Here is a 20,487-nt window from a genome sequence, read left to right as displayed (position 1 = left end):
GGACCGCCCTGCAGCGGATTGCCAGGTACTGTCGTCAAACTTCGGTCAACGACCACCGGGATCAGGACTGGTCGGCTGTCGGAGCAGCAGTTGCGTCGTGGGGCCCGGGAAATCTGCGGTCAGAGGGGTGTGTCAGAGTCTGGGCATGCTTGAGATCGTGGTGCAGACGGAGAACGGGGAGCGGCACGTCCGTGTGTCCGCCGAGGAGTTGGCTGGGTTGGTCCGGCGAATCGGTGGTGATGGTGACCTGTTCCTGGTGGTCCAGCGGATACCCGACCTGCCTGACGTTTTCGCCCAGGTCTGGCACAAGGCCGGTGGTGACTACACGCTGGAGTACCGCGACGGTGCCGCTGACCGGCACTTCCAGGCGATGGTCGACGGACCCGAGGCCGTGATTGCGGCGATGACCGGCTGGGCCCGCCAGGAGGCCGGGTGGGACGGTGGTCCGGTTTGGTCGCTGCTGGACATGGGCCCCGCCCGTGAGGTGCCGCCGCTCGACCTCGACGAGGACGAGCGCGTGGAGTTGGAGAAGCGCGTCCGCGAGGTTTTGGTCGGCGGCTACGCTTCCCGCGCCGAACTGGCCGAGCTTGCGGAGGAGTACCTGGTCACCAAGGACCGTCGGCCCGTGTCGCGCGAGCAGGCGGAGGCGCTGGCCGACCAGTTGTGGCTGGAGCGGGTTGCGGAGCAGGCCAATTGGCAGCGCGAGACCGACCCTGAGCGGCTCACCCGCGCGTTCACCGCCCTGCAGGAGGCCGGTATCACAGCCCGCGAGAACTTCACCTGTTGCCGTAGCTGTGGCCAGTCCGAGATCGGCGGCGAAGGCGAGCCCAACGCCCGCGGCTTCGTCTACTTCCACACCCAGTGCACGGACTCCGCCGCAGCTGGACACGGACTGATGCTCCTCTACGGCGGCTTTGACGACTCGTCCGAGACCACTGCAGCCATCGGCCACGAGGTCGTGGCAGCCCTCGAAGCAGTCGGCCTCCACACCGAGTGGGATCATGACCCCGGCCACGCCATCACCGTCACCCCCTTGGATTGGCGCCGCCGCCTGGTCGGCTAGGAACCGGCGTCGAAGATCACACCCACATGAGGGGCGGCCGCCGGCACGGCCGCGCCGGAGGCGGTGGCGATCTGGTCCGCGTGTTCGGGGATGGTGTGGGCGATGTTGCGCTGTCGCAGCCAGGTACGGCTCACCTTCGAGCTGTAACGACCAGCGTGATCCCCAGGACCTTCACCCATCTACGGCTCACGACACACTCCCCGCGATCAGACATGCGAATTCGTCTTCGTGATCATGGGTCCGGTCGCGATCGGCCCAGAGTGGCTTTACGAAGGCAAGGCCCCCGCGAACGCGAGCTGTGACCGTGAGGGGGCCGGCGCACCCCCCCCCGTAAACCGGCCCGGGATCGACCGCCCCCCGCTGTGTCGACATCTCCCGCACGTCTGCTCCAGCACCACCGTCCTGCCCGGGTCTTCACCGGCTGGCTGTCCCGACCGCACGGGGAGCACGGCCGTCACGGCCAGGACGCCAGCGCGACGAGTGCCACGAGGACGCAGAGCACCATCTGCACCACCCCGGTCACACGATGCTCGATCCGCAGCAGTACGACGGCTGTGACGCCGACCACCAGGGACAGCACGCCGAAGCCCAGCACCGGAGTCCAGTCCTGCGAACCCCCGCCGGCAGCCGTCTGCCCGGAGCCGCTGTCCATCCGGTGCAGGCCTCGAACGGCGAGCACGACGGCGATCAACAGCGCGGCCGCCACATCCGCCACCAGGACGAGCAGCAGCACACACCCTCCGGCGAACGCGCCCTCCGTGCCGGGCGTCGAAGGCCGTTCGTCATCATGATCGGGCATGCCCCCACAATCGCCCGGAAGACATCCTTCCGAACGGTCCGTCGCCGACTCGCAACCCAGACGTGCTCCCTCCTTCATCGGCCGGTTCGGCCCCGGAGAACCTCCGCGGACACGCGGTTCGAGCCGGCCCGAGGGCCCGGACGCTGTGGGGAACCCACCGCGCACTGCGCCCGCAACGGAGCCCACTGCCACCCGCCGGTTCCGCTCACTTCCGCGTGATGAGCAGGGCGTCCGCGCCGTTGTCGAATTCCCCTGCCACGAGCCGCCCGGTGCCCTGGAACGCCTCGGTGCGCAGGTGGAAGCGGGCGGCCTCGCACGGGGGCGGGACGTGCATCCGCCACGTCGCCCCGGCGTCGTCGTGGTACGGGACCGCGAGGTTCAGTACGGCCTCGCTCGGTTGTGGCACCGGCCACCTCTCGTCAGGGGCGCAGTAGCGGGCCAGACGGAGTGCCGCCGTGCCGGAGTACCCCGCCTCTCCGGAGACCGCACGGGCTTTGGCCACCCCGTCGGCTTCCAGCAGCCGGCGGAGCCCGTCGTGGTCCCTTTCGCGCAGCACGCCCCCGAATCTCCGCCGCGCCTCCGGACCGCAGCGGCCGATCCACTCGCCGACCAGGCGCTCGAACGCCGCGTCCCGTCTCCCCGGGGTGCGTACCGCGCCGGCGGCGAGGACGGCTCGCCCGGCCCCGTCGAAGACGTCGCACACAACCTGCGGGCTGATGTCGCCGACGGCCGAAGGATGCCCCACGCCTCGCACATACAGCATCGCGTCCCGCACCCGGGACGCACTGGCCGATCCACCGTCGGCGTCGGTCAGGGGAACGGTCGCGTACCCGACCTTCACGATGCGCCAGTTCTTCGACTTCTTCTGGCGCTCCAGCTCGACGATGTACGGGTCGCTGTACACGGACCCGGGGATGGCGGGAGGTCCCCGTACTCACCTCCTCGACACGCAGCCCGCTCTCGGCCCTCACCTGCGCCGCGATACGGGACGTGGAGGACGCCAGCCGCCGGGGGCCGTCGGCCACCTCACCACCGGCGAGGCTCTTCGCGACGGTCCCCTCCGCGGTGAGCCAGCCCTTGTCCCGCTCGACGAAGTACGCCCGGACCAACCGCATGATCTGCTGCTTGTTGCCCTGACTCTTGTCCGCACGGCCTCCCTGTGCGGCTGCTTGGGCCGGCACCGTGCCCGCCGCAACCGTCAGCAGCACTCCCGCCGCGACCGTCCACTTACGTTTGCTGCGATTTATGCTGTCCCCCTGTGCTCACCACGCCTACGCCGGTCGGCGGAGGCGGTCTCAAGCGCCGGACACACCGGCTGATCCGGGTGGATCGGTAGAACCGCAGGAGAAGGACCCTGCCTCCGGCCGCCATGCACGCCTCGTCGGGAAGCCGGGGCGATTCGCCCGCTCTGGAGCCGTGCCGGGTCAGCAGCGGGGCAGGCCTACGTTGTAGTCGGCGGCGCTGAGGTAGATCTTGTTCACCCAGACACGGGTGTTGCCGTATTTGACCAGCAGCCAGACGTTGCTGGTGCGGCCGTTGGCGGTGCGGGTTTCACCGTGGATGAAGCAGTAGACGATGTACACGTCGGGCGGCAGGTACCACCCTTCTGCGGTCCACCCGGAGTCGAACCGCAGACCGTCGGGCGTACTGCTTGCCGCCGGGGGCGGTGTGCCCGGGGCGACGGCCGGGCTGTGGGCCGGTGCGGCTGTGGCGGCGAGTCCGGTTCCGCAGAGTACGGCGACGGTGAGTGCCGCGGTCGTGGCCAGCCTGCGCGGAGTTCTCCTGCTCATGGGTACGTCCTCCAGGTCGTTCGCGGTCCCGGCCCTCGAATCGGGCCGGTGGCGGCGTCGATGCGAGTCTTCGCGGTCCTGGCGATGTCCGGCAGGCCCCTTTCATCACTGCGGACAAAATTTTCGAGCGCCCTCCCCGGTGTGGCTCACCATGCCGACGGGTGCGCACCCTTTGCCGCTTGCGGGGCAGGAGAGATTCCGCGGTCGGCGTTCTCCTGCCCGTCCTGAGGAATTGCCACATTCTGTGGACGGCTTGCGTGGGAATCAGGGCTGCACTCGTGGTGAGTGGGTGGCGGCGTCGTGGCCGGAGAGAACCTGGCCCCCCTGACGGGACCCCGGGGCCGTGTCAGGCAGTGGGTCGCATGTGCTCCTGCGCCCATTCCGCGAAGCTGGTGAGCGGGATGCCGAGGTTCCTCGCGTAGTGCGGGCGGCCAGGCTGGCCGGCCGCGTTCAGCCACTCGTGGCCGGCGCCCATCGCCGGCATTCCGGCGGAGAGGGCCTCCTCCTCCGTCATGTCCGGCGCGGACAGTCGCGTGCCCAGAGCACGAGAGAGGACCTCGGCGATCTCCGTCATCGACAGGTAGTCGCTCGCCAGCTCCAGTTCGACCCCGTCGAATCGCTCGGGCTCGGTGATGGCTGCGGCGGCCGCCCTGCCGATGTCATCCACCGCGACCAGGGACAGCCGAGTCCCGGGGTTGAGAACGCTCACCAGGCCGCCCTCGACGCCGCGCGGGAACAGAAACGCCATGGACGGGAGGAAGTTCTCCATGAAGAAGCCCGGCTTGAGGAGCGTCCAGTGGGGGAAACCGGCCGCGCGGACCCGGTCCTGGATCGCACTCTTGGCGCCCAGGGTGGGTTCCATCGAAGCCCAGCGGCCTTCGGCCCAGCCGGGGGTTCCGGTGTGTTGGCCGGCGCCGGTGACGGATGTGTGCACGAACTGCGGCACTCCGGCGGCTTTCGCGCCCTCGATGAGGTTGACGCCCTGGGCCACCTCCCCTTCGAAATCGAAGCCTTCTGCGGTGAAACCGGGCATCTGCACGGAGAAGACGGCGCGGGCACCCTCGGCGGCCCGGATCACGGACTCGCGGTCATGGAGGTCGCCGGTGACCAGTTCGGCGCCGAATGCCTCGATGGCCTCGGCCCGGTCGGTGGCCGGGTCGCGCACCAGGGCGCGGACGGGAACGCCCGCCGCAAGCAGTGCGCGGGCGGTGGCCCCACCCTGCCTGCCGGTCGCGCCGGTGACCAGGACGGGTGCGGAATCTGTGGACATCATGCTTCCTCGGGTTGCTCGCCGATTAAACGGCGGGGCCCGCCGTTTATGTTCGCGTACGATACGGCGGTGCCCGCCACTTATCAATCCTGGAGGTGACGCCATGCCCGAGCACCAGCGTGCGGACGCCCGACGCAACTACACGCGCATCCTCGCCGTGGCCGAGAAGGAGGTCGCTGCCCATGGCGCCGACGCCTCCCTGGAACAGATCGCCCGCACCGCGGGGGTCGGCTCAGCAACCGTGCGCCGACACTTCCCCACGCGCCGTGCACTGCTGGAGGCAGTCTCCCGGGAACGGATCGAGGCCCTGTGTGTCCGAGCCCATGACCTGACCGGCAAGGGCGACAGCCGGAACGCGCTCCTGGAGTGGCTTGATGACGTCGTCACCTACTCCGTCGCCGCCCGGGGGCTGGCGGCCGCACTCGCCTACGACGGCCCGGTGCACGAGAACAGCTGCTCGGCGGCACTGGAAGAGGCGGCAGGCCCTCTGCTGCGCCGCGCCGTACAGGACGGCGCGCTGGCGTCAGGCGTCACTGTCGCCGACCTGATCACGCTGATCGTCGGCATCGTCCTGGCCACGGAGCACTACCCCGACCCCGCAGCCCAGGCGGACCGGCTGTTCCGGCTGGCCGTGGCGGGACTGAGTCCGCAGACCTGAACCAGGCACACCGGCTGCTCGGTGCCCCCCAGTCGATCACTCTGGAAGGTACGCCCTTCGCATGCCGGCCCGAAGCCGATCCACAGGTTTTGAGCATGGCTCGCCCGTCCCGGGTCCACCCACGACGCGCTCCTGCACCCGTCAGTGCCCCACAATCACCGCATGGACGTCCCCGAGCTGCTCGAAGCCGCCTCCCTGCTGGTCCCTTCGGGGATCGCCACCGAGAACGACATCACGATCGACGATGTCTGGGACTACCTCGTCCACGACGAATGGGAGGTGGCCCTCGGCCTGCTGGAGGAACTCGGCGACGCCCGCCCCCTTCCGCCCGGCTTCTGGGAGGGCCTCGCCACGGCCGCGGAGCAGATGCGGATGGAGAGAAGCACGGCCTGGTGCCACTGGCGCTGCTACGAAACCCGGAACGGGATCATCCGGGCCGATCTCACGCTTCGGCCGCCCGGTGAGAGCACACGGCGGACGCCGTTCTCCGGAGCCGGCGTGCTCCGGCCGATGTGGAGCATCGGGAACCGCGCACCCACCGGTGAGGAAGCGCTCGACATCGCGGCCCTGTGGGTCGAGTTCACTCCCACCCTGGGGCCGGGCGAGCGTTCCTCCGTACGGCTCGCCCCTCTCGACCCCTCGCAGTGGCGACACCTCCGGCCCGGCCACACGATCACGATGCACGAGGACCGGACCGTCGGCGGCACGGCCGTCGTCCTGGAAGTCCAGGGGCCCACGGCCGCGCCCTCCCCGTAAGACCTGCTGCCCCGGCCCGCCCCGCCGTCGGCGTCCGCGAAGCCGTACCCCCGCTTCCTCGCACATCGCGGCGGGCCCGGACGGCATTCCGTCCGGGCCCGCGTGGAGCGACGGGGTCAGCGCTTCATGAGGGCGAAGACTCCCCAGCTGAGGTACTCACGCCCGTAGCGCGCGTACTGGGCGGGCTCGGTGGCGAGTTCCTCCCTCACCTCGGGGGCCAGTTCGTCATCCGGGTTCTCGTCGAGCCAGCGGCGCATGGTGAGCCATTGGGCCGCCGCGTACCGGTCCCAGCTGTCCTGGTCGGACAGCGTCATTTCCACGACGTCGTAACCGAGGTCCTGGAACTGTCCGATCAGCCCGTGGAGTTCCAGGAAGTCGGCGAGCGAGGTGGCGTGGCAGGCCCTGGCGGTCTCCTCGTCCGGAGGGGTCCGCCGCCAGAAGGGCTCACCGATCAGCATCAGACCGCCGGGGCGCAGGCTGCGCTCCAGCAGTTCGACCGTTCCGGCGACGCCGTCGCCGATCCAGGTGGCACCGACGCAGGCGGCCAGGTCGACGGGCCGGTCCGCGACGTGGCCGGCCGCGTCGCCGTGGACGAACTCGACCCGGTCGGCGACTCCGAGTTCGACCGCGCGCGTCCGGGCCTGCTGGGTGAAGAGTGTGCTGATGTCGACTCCCGTGCCGGTGAAGCCCAGGTCGCGTGCCCAGGTGCAGAGCATTTCGCCGGAGCCGCTGGCCAGATCGAGGACCCGGGTCCCGGCGGGGAGACGGAGCGACGCGCCCAGGGTGGCGAATTTCTCGGCGGTCAGCGGGTTGTGGATGCGGTGGCCGCTCTCGCGGATGGTGAAGATACGGGGGAGGTCCATGACCAGGTTCCTTTTCGTCATGCCGTGAAGTGGGGGGACTGCTTGAGGGCGCGTTCGGCCCGCACCACGCGGCCCGGAACCAGTCCTTCGGCCCGCGACAGGGCGAAGGAGCGCTCACGTCCGGCGTCCCAGCCGTAATCGGCCGACGTCAGAACGTGCTCAGGGCAAGAGAGAACGGAGGGAGGGGAAAGAGAGTGATGAAACACGATGGAGACCCTTGAACGAGGACCCCGTCGGACGAAGGCGTGCCGAAAAAGCTCCTACGAAGGAGAAAGACAGCCCAAGGTCAGGACGAGGCCCGGGAGGTGAGGATGATCCGAGCACCGCACACGGCAGTGGTCTCCACGACAGTCATCAACACACCTCCTCATGTCTCCGTGAGCGAACCGATCATCGCTCTGGCACCCAAGCTAACACCCCCGCCGGACGACCGGGGCCGCGGGGGCCGCCGGGGCCGCGGGGCCGGCCGTCCGAGGCCGTACAGCCTCGCTCTGCCGGATGAGGCGCTAACGCTCCCGCGGCACCGGCTGGAACAGCGCGTCGTCGTGGTCCGGGAAGAGCAGCGGCATGGTGCGGCGGAAGTCCGCGACCTCCGCGCTGTCCTCGTATCCGGCGCACAGGGACGTGGGCCAGTACCAGTAGCCGCGTGAGGCGATCAGGAGATCGACGTACTCGGCGAAGGTGCGGCCGGTGGACGCCAGTTCCTCACCGAAGTAGTGGTAGCTGACCTGCTCGGCGAAGACGCCGTCCTCGCCCCGCTCGAACGCGACGCACGCTTCCGGGGCGAAGAAGTCGAAGGGCACCACGGGGCGGAACTCCTGGTCGCCCCGGGGGAACCAGGTCACCCCGCTCCAGTCCCCGAGCACGCGGTCGAGGGGCAGCACGTCGATCGCGCCGCGGCCCTGCCCGTCGCCCGCGGCGGACCGCCAGTCGAGCGTGAAGGACCCGACCTGCCGGTAGAAGTCCTCCACTCCGGCGGGGAGCCGGGCGCCCGACTCCTCGATGACCCGGGACAGCCGGTCGGCGGGCAGGGGATCGGTCAGCGCGTGGTTCAGCAGCTCGACGCGAGGGTTCTCGCGGAGAGAGGCGACCAGCGCGTCGAGCCGTTGCCGTGCGTCACTCACGTGACGTCCTACATGTTGTTGTTCTCGATCTCCCACGCGTCCCCACCCACTTCCTTGCCCTTGGCGTCGTACAAGGTGTATTCCGCCCTGATCTTCCCCGGCAGGCCGAACCGGTAGATGGTGTCGAAGGCGACGGCCTCCGGAGATCCCGGCGTCATCTTCATATCGGCCGATGTGGGGTGGGAACTGAAGTCCGCCGTCACGTGATACCGGGCGGTGTAGCCCTTCTGGAGCACGGCCGCCTTGAGGCCCTTCTCCACCTTCGCGTGGTGCTGGCTGTTGGCCTGCTTGACCAGCGGGGTCAGGTTCTCCAGGTGCTTGCCCGAACCACCCAGATTGTGGTTCAGGAGGTGCCCCTGGACCATGTAGTTCCTGAACCAGTCCCCGATCGGCGTCCCGCTCGGGGGCCACCACGCGGGCTGCACCTGGGGCGCCTCTCCCGTACCGAGGTGGCCGGGGAAGAGGTCCCCCTTCATCTCGATTCCCACATCGCCCGCCTGACCGTTGACCGTCACGCTGCGGGCGCCCTGCGGATAGTCGACCCGCTGGTTGTAGCCGGAGAGCGGAGCGCGCTGGACGACCGCGGGACGGGTACGCGTGGCGGCCGGGGCCCCGGCCTCCTCACGCTGTACGGGCGCGGGGCCCCGCATCACCCGCGTCGCGTTGGCCTCCGCCGCCCGCTCGAACCGGTCCGACGGGTCGGACACGCGCAGCCCGGAGCCGTTGTCGGTGCCCGCGACCGGCCCGTGCCGTTGCTGGATGACATGGGTCAGCTCATGGGCCAGCGTGTGCTTGTCGGCCCCGCCCTCGCCGATGACCACGTGGTGCCCCGAGGTGTAGGCCCGCGCGCCGACCTCGGCGGCCGAGGCCCGTGCGGCGGCGTCGGTGTGGACGCGGACGTCCGAGAAGTCCGCCCCGAGCCGCGACTCCATCTCGGACCGGACCGCGCCGTCCAGCGGCCGCCCGGCGGAGCGCAGCACGCTGTCGACGGTCGAACGCTGCACCGGCTGCTCCGCGTCCTCGTGACCGCAGTGCGGATGGCCGGCGGCCCGCAGCATCTGGACGACCGCCGCGTTCCCGACGCTGCCCTGCAGCGCGAGCCACTCGGTGGCGGGCGCGGCGGCCGTCACCCCCGACTTACGGGCCCCTCCGGGCCCGCGCGCCGCACCTGCCTTCTCGGCACCGTCCTGGCTGCGCATGGGGACCTCTTCCTGCGGGGAGCGTGTCCCTCCCTGCATATCCCGGGCCGCGGGGGCGGTTCCAGGTCCGGCGGGGCACAGTTGGGTGGCCCGGGAGCGCAACCGTTGGGGGACGTTCCGTCGGCCGTGACGGCGGTGAGGACGGCCGACGCCTCTTGCGTAAGAGGCGGGGCCGGTCTCACCGCCGTCGCTCATGTACGAGGCAGGAGCCGCCTCAGGTGCGCTTGAAGTACTCGATCTCGCCCAGGGCGATCGGGTGTCCGCTGCTCTCCCCGGCCGCCTCGCGGACCGTGAAGCGGATCGACACGACGTCGCTGATGCCCATCCGCACGGTCTGCTCGCCCGGCTTGTCGGCCAGGGTCATCGTCTTCTCGTGGACCGTCCCGTCCTTCGTCGTGATGCTGAGGTCGGCCCGGGTCGGCCTGGCCCCTTTCTGGAAGACCTCCGGCTTCGTCGAGACGCCCGTGTGGACCGTGACCCCGACCAGCCGGAACGGGTCCTCGAACTCCGCCGTCAGCGCGTCCCCCGTCTTCGGGGCGCCCCAGTACGTGTTCGTCACGCCGTCCACCGCAGCCTTCGCCGGGTGTCCGGGGGCGGTCGCGTTCGCGGACACCTTCACCGGGCTGACCTCGCCCGCGCCGCCGAGCTTGTCCCGTACGTCCTCCACGACGTAACGCCCGGCCGGAACCAGCAGGAAGCCCGCGACCAGGAGACCCGCCACCACCAGGGCGATCAGGCTGCCCCGCAGCAGGCGGCCCGAGCCCGCTCTCACCCGGCGGTTGAACGGCCACCTGGTCCGCCACCACGGCAGCGGAGCCGCCTGGGCACGCGGCTTCAGGGGCTGCGCGCACGCGCGGCAGAACGTGCGGCCCGGACGGTTGTTCGTTCCGCAGGAGGGGCAGGGCTCGCCGTCCGGTTCGCCGTCCACCGCGGCCGTCCTGACCGTGGGCCGGGCGGCCACGGGTACGCCGGGCAGGACCGCGCCCACGGGCTCCTCGGCCCGTTCCGGTTCCGAAGCAGATGCCGACGCCGATGCCGACGCAGACGCGGACGCCGACTCCGGAGGTTTCGGCCGTGCCGGTTGTACGGGTGCGGGCGCGGGGGGGCGCGCGGCAGCCGGGCGCGGGACGGGGGACGGCCGGGGTTCCGGCGCGGGACCCGGGTCCGGTTCGGGTGCTGCAGGTGTGGCGGGCACGGCAGTTGGGGCGGTTACGGCGGGTACGTCGGGCGCGGCAGAGCCCGGAGCCGTACGCCGCTCCGGCCCCGGCGCGGAACCCGAAGCCGGGCCCGAACCCGAAGCCGGGCCCGAACCCGAAGCCGGGCCCGAAACCGGGCCCGAAGCCCCATCGGACTCGGGGCCCGAAGCCGCCTCCGGACGCGCGTCCGCCACCGAATCCGGAGGCACCGAATCCGGAGCCACCGAATCCGCAGCCGGCCCCCCGGCCCGTGTCCGCGTCGACCACCCCAGATACGCACCGCAACTCCCGCAGAAGTCCTCGTTCTCCGCGTTCGCGGTGCCGCAGGTCGGGCAGGGGCGGGTCATGTCGGGCTCCCGGTCTCGTCGGCGGCCGGGGTGCCCGGCAGGATCTCGACCCGGCACGTCAGGTGCGCCGGGCAGGAGGCACGGACCACCGCCAGGAGGCGGGCCTCGTCCGGCACACGGCCGGTCAGGGGCCGGACCCGTACCAGCAGTTCGCCCGTCGGGGCGGGCGGCAGCGCGGAGCCCGGTGCGGACGACCAGGTGACGCCGCCGCCGTCAAGGATCTCCGCCTCCACGCCGAAGCAGAGGCGCAGCTGGTCCGCCAGGCCCTGGCGGGTGCCGCGCCGGCGGTGGAGTTCCACGGCGCGGGCGATCGCGGCGCGGCGGCGGTCCTCCGGCCAGGCCGGGTCGATGCCCGCGCCGACCCAGGAGGAGAGCCAGGGCAGGAAGTCGTCCGGGGCCAGCGCGGGATCGAAGTAGGCGGGGAGGTTGTCGAGCGTGGACAGGACCGGGGCGAGGACCGTGTCCAGGCCCGCCGTGAAGCGCTGGGCGAGGTCGTCGTCCGCGTACAGGGCGGGCAGCAGCGCGCCGATCGGGTAGCGGCTGGGGAGGCCGGGGACGGCGGCCCGTGTCATCGGCGCTCCCCGGCGGCGGTGACCGCGATCTGGTGCTGGTGGGAGAAGACCAGGGCGTTCGGGGCGACGTCGATGCGGTCCACCGCACCGCCGCGCCGTCCGGTGAGCGGATCGGCGGGGAACAGGCGGACCTCCTCGACGAGTCGGACACCGGGCACGGCCTGGAGCACGGCGAACACCTCCCCGTACTGCACGGGCCTGCCGAACGCCCAGCCGGTGCCGTCCGCGCCGCCCCTCAGCGGGTCGATGTGGCGGAACAGCGCGTCGAGCGCGGCGGTCCGGACGCGGTCCGTGTCGCCCTCGTCCGCGACCAGTCCGGCGACGACGGTGACGCCCTGGTAGGCGGGGGGCTCGACCACCAGACGGGTGCCGACGAGCCGCCGTTCGTCCAGCCGTCCGGCCACGGCCGCGAGCACGGCGTCCGGCGGGACCAACTGCTCGAAGCGGAGCCGGCCGCCCTCGTCGGGGACGGCGTCCGGCACGACCAGGACCCGGACCGCGCCCCCCTCGCCGGGAGCGGCGGGCAGGCAGCGGACCCGGCGCAGCGAGGGCGCGGCCTCGCGGGCGATCGCCTCGTGGTCCTCGGCGGTGACGGCACGCTCCTGGACGCGGAGGACCTGCGGGGCGCGGACCTTCGCGTTCTCGACGGTCTCGCCGTCCACGCCGCCGCGCGCCGCCTCCCGGTTGTCGACCCCGGCGACGTACGGGACGGAGCTGCGCAGCACGCGGATCGCGCCGCGCGCCACATTGCCGGCGGCGCCGCCGCCCGTGCGGTAGCGGGGGAGCCGGATATGGGCGCCCTTCGGGGGCACCGCCCCGTACGCCCGCATGGTGCCGTCCGCCTCGCGCACCTCGGGCGGGAAGGCGAACAGACCCGCGACGGCGTCGATCCGCACATGCCGGTCGCCGGGACCGGACGCGCCGAAGTGCTCGACCGGGGTCCAGGTCTGCCAGCCGTCGGCCGACGACACCTCCACGAGCGGCGGTTCGCCGTCGAGCAGGACGGGTGTCCTGGGCGCGGCGAACGTCTGGCCAGCGACCCCCTCGGACGTGCCGAGCGGGACGTCGTACACGGTCTCCGCGTGCTCGACGCCGGCCGTGCCGCCGACGGTGAAGACCTCCGCCTCGCGGATCGTCGGGGACTCGGAGTAGAAGGGCTGGCCGGGGGCGGCCTCGGTGACCCGGCAGCGCAGCCACCCCGCCCGGATGCCCGCGGTCACGGACTCGGTGTGCCCGGCGGGCACGAACACCGTGACTTCACCGGGCCTGTTGAGCCCGCCGGTGGAGTCGGTGCCGGTCGCACAGGGCATCCAGCGGGCGCCGTCCCACGCCTCCCAGGCCAGCGGCGGCTGCCGGGGGTCGACGCCGACGCCCTCGACCCGGCTGTCCAGGCGTACGGCGACGATGCAGCGGGGTACGGCGGTGGGCAGCCCGAACAGGAGGGCGTCGCCGGGCTGCGGCCGGGCCTGGAAGCAGGGGATGTCCCGGCCCTCGGCCAGCGGCCCGGTGCGGTCGGTCTGCTCGCCGGACGCCGGGACCGTGACCAGGCGGACGAGGGAACTCGGCACGATCGCCAGGTCCTCGCCGGTCGAGAAGACGACCGCCTCCTCCGTCTCGCCGCGCGCGGTCGCCACCTCCGTACCGGCCGGGAGGCGCACGGTGTCCGGCTGGGGCGCGGACAGCCAGAAGTCGACGTCGGCCCGCGCGGCCGCCGGCGGGAACAGCCGCACGCCGAGCAGGTCCAGGAAGGCGAAGTAGTTGCGGTCCGGCACCCGGTTCAGCCGGTACAGGAGCTGGTCGACCATGTACGCGAACGTCTCGATCAGCGTGACCCCGGGGTCCGACACATTGTGGTCGGTCCACTCGGGCGAGCGCTGCTGGACGTACCGCTTGGCCTCGTCCACGAGCTGCTGGAAGCGGCGGTCGTCCAGATTGGGCGGGGTCAGGGACATCAGCGGGCTCCCGCCTCGGGGATCGTGTAGAAGGGGAAGACGAGATTGCGCAGGTCGTTGGTGGACCGGACGGTGTAGTGCACGTCGATGTAGAGCGTGCCTTCCTCGACGGTGTCGTACGCGACGACCACGTCCCGGACCTCGATGCGCGGCTCCCAGCGCTCCAGGGACGTACGCACCTCATGGGCGATCCGCCCCGCCGTGGCGCCGTCGCCGGGCGCGAAGACGTACTCGTGGATGCCGCAGCCGAATTCGGGCCGCATGGGCCGCTCGCCGGGCGCGGTGCCGAGGATCAGGCCGATGGCCTCCTCGATCTCCTGCTCGCGCTCGACCATGCCGATACCGCCCGTGGCACCGACGCGCAGCGGGAAGCCCCAGCCGCGCCCGATGAAGCCGTGCTCGCTCATACCGCGCCCCCGACGAAACCGTGCTCGCTCATATCGCGCCCCCGATCAGGACGTTGGGCGCCCCCGCGATGATCTTCGCGCCGCAGGTGGTGGTGTCGCCCATGCGGGCGGCGGGCAGCCCGCCGATCAGGACCGCGCCGCCGACGGCCGCCGCCGGGTTCGGCATGACGACGTTTCCCGGGCCCAGCAGGGCGTGCGGGGGGACGGCGCACACGTGCAGGCTTCCGGTGACGGCGGCGGGCCTGCCGCCGATCAGCACGGTGGCGACGGCGAGCGCGCCGGGGGGCGGGGTGCCGATGACGCCCCCGTGGACGGTGGGGTCGCCCGTACGGGCTGCCTGGGGCATGGCTGGTGATCTCCTCGATGGGGCGGGGGGCGGGGCGTCAGTTGATGCGGATGAGGGCGGCCTTCAGGACGGCGAGCAGACCGCCGTCGACGGTGACGCCTGTCTTGCCGTCGACGGTCACCGACCGGCCCTTCACATGGACGTCTCCGGCGCCCGCGTCGAGCGTGATCCCGGTGCGGCCGAGCGACAGGGAGCTGAGGACCCGGGAGGTACCGCGCGCGTACACCTTCAGCGCGATCTCGCCGCGCCGCTCGTCCAGCACGACCTCCAACTGCTCGTCCCCCGTGGCCAGCCGGACGCCGGACGGGCCGCGCGGGGTGTCCAGCAGCTCGATCCGGTTGCCCGAACGGGACACCAGGGAGCGGCGGTTGACCTTGCCGCTCGTCGGGTCCACGAGCGGGACATCGTGCGGGGACGGCTTGTCGACGCCGTTGTAGAGCCCGCCGAGCACATACGGGCTGTCGATCAGGCCCTGCTCGAAGCCGACCAGCACCTCGTCGTTGACCTCGGGGCTGAACACCCCGCCACCGCCCTGCCCGCCCCACTGCACCGTACGCACCCAGTCCGTGACGTAGGTGTCGTCCAGCCAGGGGAACTTCAGCCGCACCGAACCGCGTTCCCTGCCCCGGCCCTCGCGGATGTCGGTGACGACGCCGATCGCGAGGCCGGGCATCCGGGGGCCGGGCGGGGGCGCGCCCGGCCCGGCGGTGAGCCCGGTCAGCGAGCGGTCCGGGTCGGTGCTGACCAGGACGGTCGTACGGTAGCCGCCGTGCGGGTCCAGGGTGTGGTGGGCGGCGGTCGCGGTGTAGCGCCCGGCGAACGCGGGGCCGACGTTCCCGAGCGCGACCGGTTCGCCGGCCCGCAGCTTCGGATTGCCCTCCGCGACCGCCTCGATCTCGCCGAAGCCCGAGGCGACCCGCCCGGCCACGGCACCGGCGACCGCGCGGGCCTCGGCCTGGGTGCGGTACGGGGTGTCCGCGACGGTCATCCGGGCGTTCTTCCCGAACAGGGCTGCGGCCGCGGACGGGCTGGCGCCCGGGGTCACGGTGTCGGAACGGATCGCCTGCTCGCGGGCGACCAGCCGGACCTTGTTCTCCACGTCCCAGCCGCGCACCTCCACACTGTCCGCCCCGTCCGACCCGGTCAGCACGGCCCGCAGTGCCAGCAGATTGCGGCCGTACTCCAGCACCATCGGGTGCTTGGACGCGGAGGTGGACGGCGCGGGCGCCGAGGAGGCCGGCTTCGGCCTCACGAACTGGAGCACGCCCTTCTCGTCCACCCGTACGTGCGCACCGCATTCCCCCGCGAGGTACTGGAGGAAGTCCCAGTCCGAGATGTTCGGCTGGGTCAGCTGCTTGTACGTCACCGGGGCCGCCTCGACCTTCCCGCACGGCAGCCCGGCCCCGGCGGCGACCTTGCGGACGATGTCGGCGGCCTTCATGTTCCGGTACGCGACCACCTTGCGGCCGCGCCGCAGCCGGTGCGCCTTGGAGAACGCGCGGACGACGGTGAACGATCCGGTGGTGTCGCTGTCCAGCTCCAGCGCGGTCACCTCCCCCGTGAACAGCCGCTCGCGCGCCCGCTCCTGGACGGTGACCACGGAGATCCTCACCTCGGTGCCGATGGTGATCCCGGTGGCGGTGAGCAGCGTGTGGTACGGATCGCGGTACGTCAGCACGGCACTGTCGGGCAGCCCGATGTTCTCGTCCACCGCACAGCTCACCAACTGGGCGGCCCACGCCTGGGGCAGCTCGGCGGGCGCCTCCACGATGGGGTCCGCGGCGAAGGAGCGGGCGGGGCCGGTCATCGGACGGCCTCCGGCGCGCCGTCCCCGGCCGCGGGGTCCTCCAGCGCGGGCACCAGGAGTTCGCTGCCCGGGGGCAGGTGCATGGGGTCGTCGATGCCGTTCGCCTCCGCGATGGTGCGCCAGGCCGTGGCATCGCCGTACTCCCGCCAGGCCAGCAGCGGCAGACTGTCCCCCGCGACGACCGTGTGCGTACGCCGTGCCTCCCGCGACCCGGACGTCGGGTTCTGCCCGGCCGGGTCGACGCTCGCCTCCTCGATCGACAGCGAACAGGTGGCGCGCAGTGGCTTCCCGTCCACGTCGAACAGCGTGTACGAGACGGAGAGGCTGGAGAGCACCCCGTCGAACGACGTCGTCCTGGACGTCCCCCAGTCGAACCGCACCCACGGGCTCGACGGCTTCTTCCGGCCCAGACTGCTAGGCGTCGGCACGCACGCCGTCATCAGCTGCTCGACCGCCCGCTCCACGGAGTTGTCGTGCGTGGCGGTGGCGTCCAGGAACACGTCCAGCGACAGCGAACGCGGCCCGCTGCCCACGAATTCGGGCAGCGCGGACTCGCCCGCCGTGCGGGACGGGGTGCGGCGCCACTCCGTGGACTTCCGCAGCGAGAGCGTCGCCGGGTTGAACTGGAGCGTGAGCCGGGCGAGCGTCCCGCCGGGCTTGGCCCCGACGTCCGACGGCGGCTCCATGATGGTCAGCTGGGCGCGGGCACGGCTCGTACGGGCAGCGGCTGGCACGGGGTCCCTCCTTCCGGGATCGTTTCTCGACGGCTCATCAGGAGGGCACCAGCCCCTCGTGCGCGATCTCCAGCGTCTCGACCGCGGCCTGCGAGCTGGCCGGGTCGAAGGACGGGCCCTGCCAGCGGACCGGCACGATGCCCTGGACCTGCCAGCTGACGATCCGGCTGAGGTCGGGGCGCAGGGCGACGATCTCGCCGTCCTTGCGCTCGACGCGCTGCGTCGTCTCGTTCAGCCAGCGGGCGATCTTGAGGGTGTCGGCGGTGACCGGGCGGGTCAGCGTGATGTTGGTCCAGGTGATCCGCCCCGGCAACTGCCAGGTGAACCCGTTGTTGCCGCCCTCCGCGTAACTCTCGATCTCCACCTCGGCGCCCAGCCCCGAGCAGGTGTGGAACGCGCCGAGATCGCTCCCGCCGATGGTGAGCTTGAAGAACACGCTCGTCGCGAAGATGTTGTCCGTCATCCGTGGTCTTCCTTGTCAGCGGCGGCCGTCGTACGGACGTCCGGAACGTTCGCGGCCCCGCCGCAGGTCGGCCCTGAGCAGCCGGGCGACGGGATCGATGAGGCGCCGGGCGAGGTCTTCGACGTCCACGTCCGGGGCGGGCTCGGCGGGCCGCTCGGGTGCCGGACGCGGGGCGGGCTGCCGCTGGACGACGGTGACCGGGACGCCGCTCGGACCGGCGTGCGCGACGGCGCGCTGGACGGCCTGCGCGGGCGCCGGATGGGCGGGCCGTGGGGCCGTCGGCCGTACGCCGGAGGGGGCGCCCCCCTCCGGCTCGGGCTCCGCCACGACCGGCATCGCGAGGCGCTGCACGGGCGCGGCGGAACCGCCGGGGCGGGAGGTCCCGGGCGGATGCGGGCGGACGACCGGGGCCCGGGGGGCGGGTTCCGGCGCGAGGCCGCCCGGGACGGCCGGTTCCCACGGCGCGGCGGACCGGGCCGGGAGCGGGGCGTGCGGGCGCGGCGGCGCGACCGGGGCGGCGGCGACGCGCTGGACGACCGGCCGCGCCTCCCCGGGCTCCTGCGGGCGCGGGGTGTCGCGCCGCCAGACGGCCGGTACGACGGGCCGGTCCGTCCCGGCGGACGCAGATGCCGTGAACCCTTCGGCGGCGCCGGTACGCACAGCCAGCGTCCGCGCCACGAGGAGCGCACGGGCGCGCTGGACCGGGACGCTTCGGAAGGCGCCCCTGCCAGGGACCGGGCGGACCCGAACGGCGGCACGCTGCACGGTGGGCGCGGGGGGCGCGGCCCTCAGCGGCATCGCGGGCGGACCGGGCTCCCCGGCGCGCGGGATGGCGGGCCCGCCCTGCGTCCCGCGCGGGGCAGTGCCCGCGACACCTGCGGCACCCGCGGTCGGCGGGAGGGCGGACAGGGGCGCGCCGAGTCCGCCCCGGGTGCGGGCCCGGGAGCCGGGCCCGGTGGGCGGGGTGCCCGGGGCCGGGTGCGCGGGGCCCGGTACGGGACGGATCGTGGCGCCGGGCTCCGGTGCCGGGCGTGTGGCGGCGGTGTCGGACATCTGCCGCTGGACCACGGGCAGCGCGGGGGCCACCGGGTCGGCGGCCCCGTCGCGCGTGCGCGGGACGAACGGGGCCGCCCCCGCGGGCAGTTCACGAAGGGGCTTGCCCAGCGCGGGGCGCACGGCGGGCGTCCGGGGACCGTGCTCGGCGGACGCGCTGGCCGGTGCGGGTGCGGGACCGGTGCCCGGTGTGGGGCGGACCGGAGGTACGGCGGGGGCGGGAGTGTCCGCGTGGCGTACGACCACCGGCAGGGCGGCCCCGGCCGGGGGCACGGCGGGGACGGACGTGTCCGTCCGGCGCTGGACGACCGGCAGTTCAGGCCCCTCCGGTGTCGCCATCGACGGCTGCCCGCCCGGAGTGGTGCGTACGGAGGACCCGGCGGGCGCGTCCGCCGGGCGGTGGACCACGGGCGCGGCGGGCCCGGCCGGGACACCCGGCGTGCGGCGTCCCGGAGGCACGGCGGTGGCAGACGCGTCCGCCTCGCGCTGAACCACCGGCAGGGCGGGCCCGGCCAGGGCGCCCGCCTCCCCGGCGGGAACCGTTGCGGGCTGCTGCCCGCCCAGGGTCGGGCGTACGGAGGAACCCGCCGCCGGACCGGGCGACGCGGGCGCGTCCGCGTGGCGCTGGACAACGGGCAGCTCCGCCCCGCCCGGTGTCGCCGCCGACGGCCGCCCGGCCGGAGCCGGGCGTACGGTGGGCGGCCCGGCCACCGTTCCGGTCGACGAGTCCACCTGGCGCTGCACCACGGGCAGTTCGGGCCCGGAGGGCGCCGGCCCGGCAGCGGCGGACGGGCTCGACGGCCGGCCCACGGAGGGCCGTTCACCCAGAGGCTCGCCCAGGGCAGGGCGTACCGGAGGCGCGGTGGTCCGCCGCTGCGTCCCAGGGGGCGCCTCCGGCGCGGAAAGGACTCCGGCATCCGCCTCGTCGCCCGGCCCACGACGTACCGCAGGCCCAGCGGACGCGGACGCGTCGACCTGCCGCTGCACCACCGGCAACTCGGGTGCGGAAGGGGCGGACAGGGCGGACGGAGCGGACGGGACGGAGACAGCGGACGGGGCAGCTTCCGTCCCCGGGCCCGGCACAGACAGGCCCGTCCCGGAGGGCAGTTCGCCCGGTACCTCGCCCAGCCGGGGACGTACCGCAGGCACGGCCGTCGCGGGCACGTCCGCCTGCCGCTGGACGACCGGCAGTTCCGCCCCCGCGCCGGAGGGCGGACCGCCCGACCCAGGGCGTACGGCGGGCTCGGCGGACGCGCCCACCCGCCGCTGCACCACCGGCGGCTCCGGCGCGGACGGGACCGCGCCGGGCGGCAGCGCGCCGAGCGGCTCGCCCAGACCCGCACGTACCGGAGGCGTCTCCGCCACCGGGACGGACGCGGGCACCCCGGACGACGGGACGGCGGAGACGTCGCGCGGGGTGGCCGCCGTCGGACGCCGGGCGACGACCAGCGGGGGCGAGGGACGCCGGGCGCGGACCGGGGCGGGGTTCTCCTGCGGACGCGGGGCCGGGACGGGGGCGCCGGTCGCCGACCCGGGCACGGCACGGACGACGCGCCTGGGCCCGGTCCGGGGCTCCGTGCCGGGGCGGCCGGTGGACGCCGGGCCTTGGGCCGTACTCGTACGTGGACGGCCGGTGGACGCCGGGCCCGGAGCCGTACCCGTACCGCCGCTCACCGGCGCAGCGGGTGGCTCCCCGTCCGGTGCCGGGGGCGCGACCGCCCGCAGGACCAACGGCGCCCCCGGGGGCGCCACGCGCGGTGTGCCCGGGGCCCGGGTCACGCCGTGGACGCGGCCCACCGGGGCGGACGGGAGCACGGCGTGGCCGAGGTCGCCGTCGCTGTAGGCCACGTTCTGCCAGGACGCCAGGCCGGACCGGAAGCGCAGACCGTCACTGACGCCGATCGAGGACCGGGCGACGGTCACCTCCGGGGGCGCGACGCGGCGCCATCCGCCGTCCCAGTCCGCGCCGGGAAGCGAGGAGGCGGGCCCCGGTGCCGGGGCGTCCCCGGCACCGGGCTCCGAAGCCCGGCCCGCGTCGGGGACGCCCGCCGCCGGACGCCTCCGGAACCAGCCCTTCAACTCCACGCC

The 20,487-nt window shown here is 73.3% G+C and carries 20 protein-coding genes; 3 read left to right on the top strand and 17 right to left on the bottom strand.

Features of this window, described 5'->3' with window-relative positions; genetic code table 11:
- The first annotated feature begins 145 nt into the window (after nt 1–145).
- The gene (locus ACFVDM_RS37560) at nt 146–1,063 is read left to right on the top strand and encodes a DUF6891 domain-containing protein (protein ID WP_383651186.1); all 918 of its coding nucleotides are present in this window, start codon (nt 146–148) and stop codon (nt 1,061–1,063) included.
- Here ACFVDM_RS37560 and ACFVDM_RS37555 read toward each other — a convergent pair.
- From ACFVDM_RS37555 to ACFVDM_RS37535, 5 genes are all read right to left on the bottom strand, one after another.
- A complete protein-coding gene (locus ACFVDM_RS37555; RefSeq protein ID WP_383651185.1) occupies nt 1,060–1,197 on the bottom strand; it encodes a hypothetical protein in 138 nt (45 codons plus the stop codon). The two genes, ACFVDM_RS37560 and ACFVDM_RS37555, sit on opposite strands and share 4 nt — an antisense overlap.
- Nucleotides 1,198–1,517: 320 nt before the next feature.
- On the bottom strand, nt 1,518–1,862 hold the full coding sequence (locus ACFVDM_RS37550) for an inner-membrane translocator (protein WP_383651184.1): 345 nt from the start codon (nt 1,860–1,862) through the stop codon (nt 1,518–1,520).
- Nucleotides 1,863–2,067: 205 nt separating this feature from the next.
- The gene (locus ACFVDM_RS37545) at nt 2,068–2,766 is read right to left on the bottom strand and encodes a hypothetical protein (protein ID WP_383651183.1); all 699 of its coding nucleotides are present in this window, start codon (nt 2,764–2,766) and stop codon (nt 2,068–2,070) included.
- Nucleotides 2,767–3,286: 520 nt separating this feature from the next.
- Entirely contained in the window at nt 3,287–3,652 is a 366-nt protein-coding gene (locus ACFVDM_RS37540) for a hypothetical protein (RefSeq protein ID WP_383651182.1), read from the bottom strand.
- Nucleotides 3,653–3,998: 346 nt separating this feature from the next.
- Nucleotides 3,999–4,922, bottom strand: a complete 924-nt coding sequence (locus ACFVDM_RS37535; protein WP_383651181.1) for an NmrA/HSCARG family protein — start codon at nt 4,920–4,922, stop codon at nt 3,999–4,001.
- 103 nt (nt 4,923–5,025) lie between these two features.
- Between ACFVDM_RS37535 and ACFVDM_RS37530 the strand changes: the two genes are divergently transcribed.
- Nucleotides 5,026–5,580 carry a TetR/AcrR family transcriptional regulator gene (locus ACFVDM_RS37530; protein WP_383651180.1) on the top strand — a complete coding sequence of 185 codons (555 nt, stop codon included), beginning with the start codon at nt 5,026–5,028 and terminating at the stop codon, nt 5,578–5,580.
- 162 nt (nt 5,581–5,742) lie between these two features.
- Nucleotides 5,743–6,336, top strand: coding sequence for a hypothetical protein (locus tag ACFVDM_RS37525; protein ID WP_383651179.1), 594 nt, complete (start codon nt 5,743–5,745; stop codon nt 6,334–6,336).
- 116 nt (nt 6,337–6,452) lie between these two features.
- Here ACFVDM_RS37525 and ACFVDM_RS37520 read toward each other — a convergent pair whose 3' ends face one another.
- The 12 genes from ACFVDM_RS37520 to ACFVDM_RS37465 all read right to left on the bottom strand — a co-directional run bounded on the left by ACFVDM_RS37520 (nt 6,453) and on the right by ACFVDM_RS37465 (nt 20,484).
- A complete protein-coding gene (locus ACFVDM_RS37520; RefSeq protein WP_383651178.1) occupies nt 6,453–7,199 on the bottom strand; it encodes an SAM-dependent methyltransferase in 747 nt (248 codons plus the stop codon).
- A gap of 506 nt (nt 7,200–7,705) precedes the next feature.
- A complete protein-coding gene (locus ACFVDM_RS37515; protein WP_383651177.1) occupies nt 7,706–8,323 on the bottom strand; it encodes a hypothetical protein in 618 nt (205 codons plus the stop codon).
- A gap of 8 nt (nt 8,324–8,331) precedes the next feature.
- The gene (locus ACFVDM_RS37510) at nt 8,332–9,522 is read right to left on the bottom strand and encodes a DUF4157 domain-containing protein (RefSeq protein WP_383651176.1); all 1,191 of its coding nucleotides are present in this window, start codon (nt 9,520–9,522) and stop codon (nt 8,332–8,334) included.
- 214 nt (nt 9,523–9,736) lie between these two features.
- Complete coding sequence (locus tag ACFVDM_RS37505; RefSeq protein ID WP_383651175.1) at nt 9,737–11,065, bottom strand: NADase-type glycan-binding domain-containing protein; 1,329 nt, start codon at nt 11,063–11,065, stop codon at nt 9,737–9,739.
- Nucleotides 11,062–11,637 (bottom strand): phage tail protein, encoded by a 576-nt coding sequence (locus ACFVDM_RS37500; protein WP_383651174.1) that lies wholly within the window; start codon nt 11,635–11,637, stop codon nt 11,062–11,064. The genes ACFVDM_RS37505 and ACFVDM_RS37500 overlap by 4 nt, the downstream gene beginning before the upstream one ends.
- Nucleotides 11,634–13,589, bottom strand: coding sequence for a putative baseplate assembly protein (locus ACFVDM_RS37495; RefSeq protein ID WP_383651173.1), 1,956 nt, complete (start codon nt 13,587–13,589; stop codon nt 11,634–11,636). Before ACFVDM_RS37495 ends, ACFVDM_RS37500 begins: the two co-directional genes overlap by 4 nt.
- Nucleotides 13,589–13,996, bottom strand: coding sequence for a GPW/gp25 family protein (locus ACFVDM_RS37490; RefSeq protein ID WP_018101386.1), 408 nt, complete (start codon nt 13,994–13,996; stop codon nt 13,589–13,591). Before ACFVDM_RS37490 ends, ACFVDM_RS37495 begins: the two co-directional genes overlap by 1 nt.
- 28 nt (nt 13,997–14,024) lie before the next feature.
- Nucleotides 14,025–14,342 (bottom strand): PAAR domain-containing protein, encoded by a 318-nt coding sequence (locus ACFVDM_RS37485; protein WP_383651172.1) that lies wholly within the window; start codon nt 14,340–14,342, stop codon nt 14,025–14,027.
- Nucleotides 14,343–14,379: 37 nt separating this feature from the next.
- Nucleotides 14,380–16,149 (bottom strand): VgrG-related protein, encoded by a 1,770-nt coding sequence (locus ACFVDM_RS37480; protein WP_383651171.1) that lies wholly within the window; start codon nt 16,147–16,149, stop codon nt 14,380–14,382.
- Entirely contained in the window at nt 16,146–16,835 is a 690-nt protein-coding gene (locus ACFVDM_RS37475) for a LysM peptidoglycan-binding domain-containing protein (protein ID WP_383651190.1), read from the bottom strand. The genes ACFVDM_RS37480 and ACFVDM_RS37475 overlap by 4 nt, the downstream gene beginning before the upstream one ends.
- 85 nt (nt 16,836–16,920) lie before the next feature.
- Nucleotides 16,921–17,346: a phage tail protein gene (locus ACFVDM_RS37470; RefSeq protein ID WP_383651170.1), complete on the bottom strand. Its 426-nt coding sequence runs from the start codon at nt 17,344–17,346 to the stop codon at nt 16,921–16,923.
- A gap of 15 nt (nt 17,347–17,361) precedes the next feature.
- Nucleotides 17,362–20,484: a hypothetical protein gene (locus tag ACFVDM_RS37465; RefSeq protein ID WP_383651169.1), complete on the bottom strand. Its 3,123-nt coding sequence runs from the start codon at nt 20,482–20,484 to the stop codon at nt 17,362–17,364.
- Nucleotides 20,485–20,487: the final 3 nt, after the last annotated feature.

The organism is Streptomyces sp. NPDC057682 (genome assembly GCF_042799575.1).
In the GTDB taxonomy this organism is placed as follows: Bacteria; Actinomycetota; Actinomycetes; order Streptomycetales; family Streptomycetaceae; genus Streptomyces.
The sequence above is the reverse complement of the archived record's forward strand: the minus strand, read 5'-3'. Positions and strand labels throughout refer to the sequence as shown.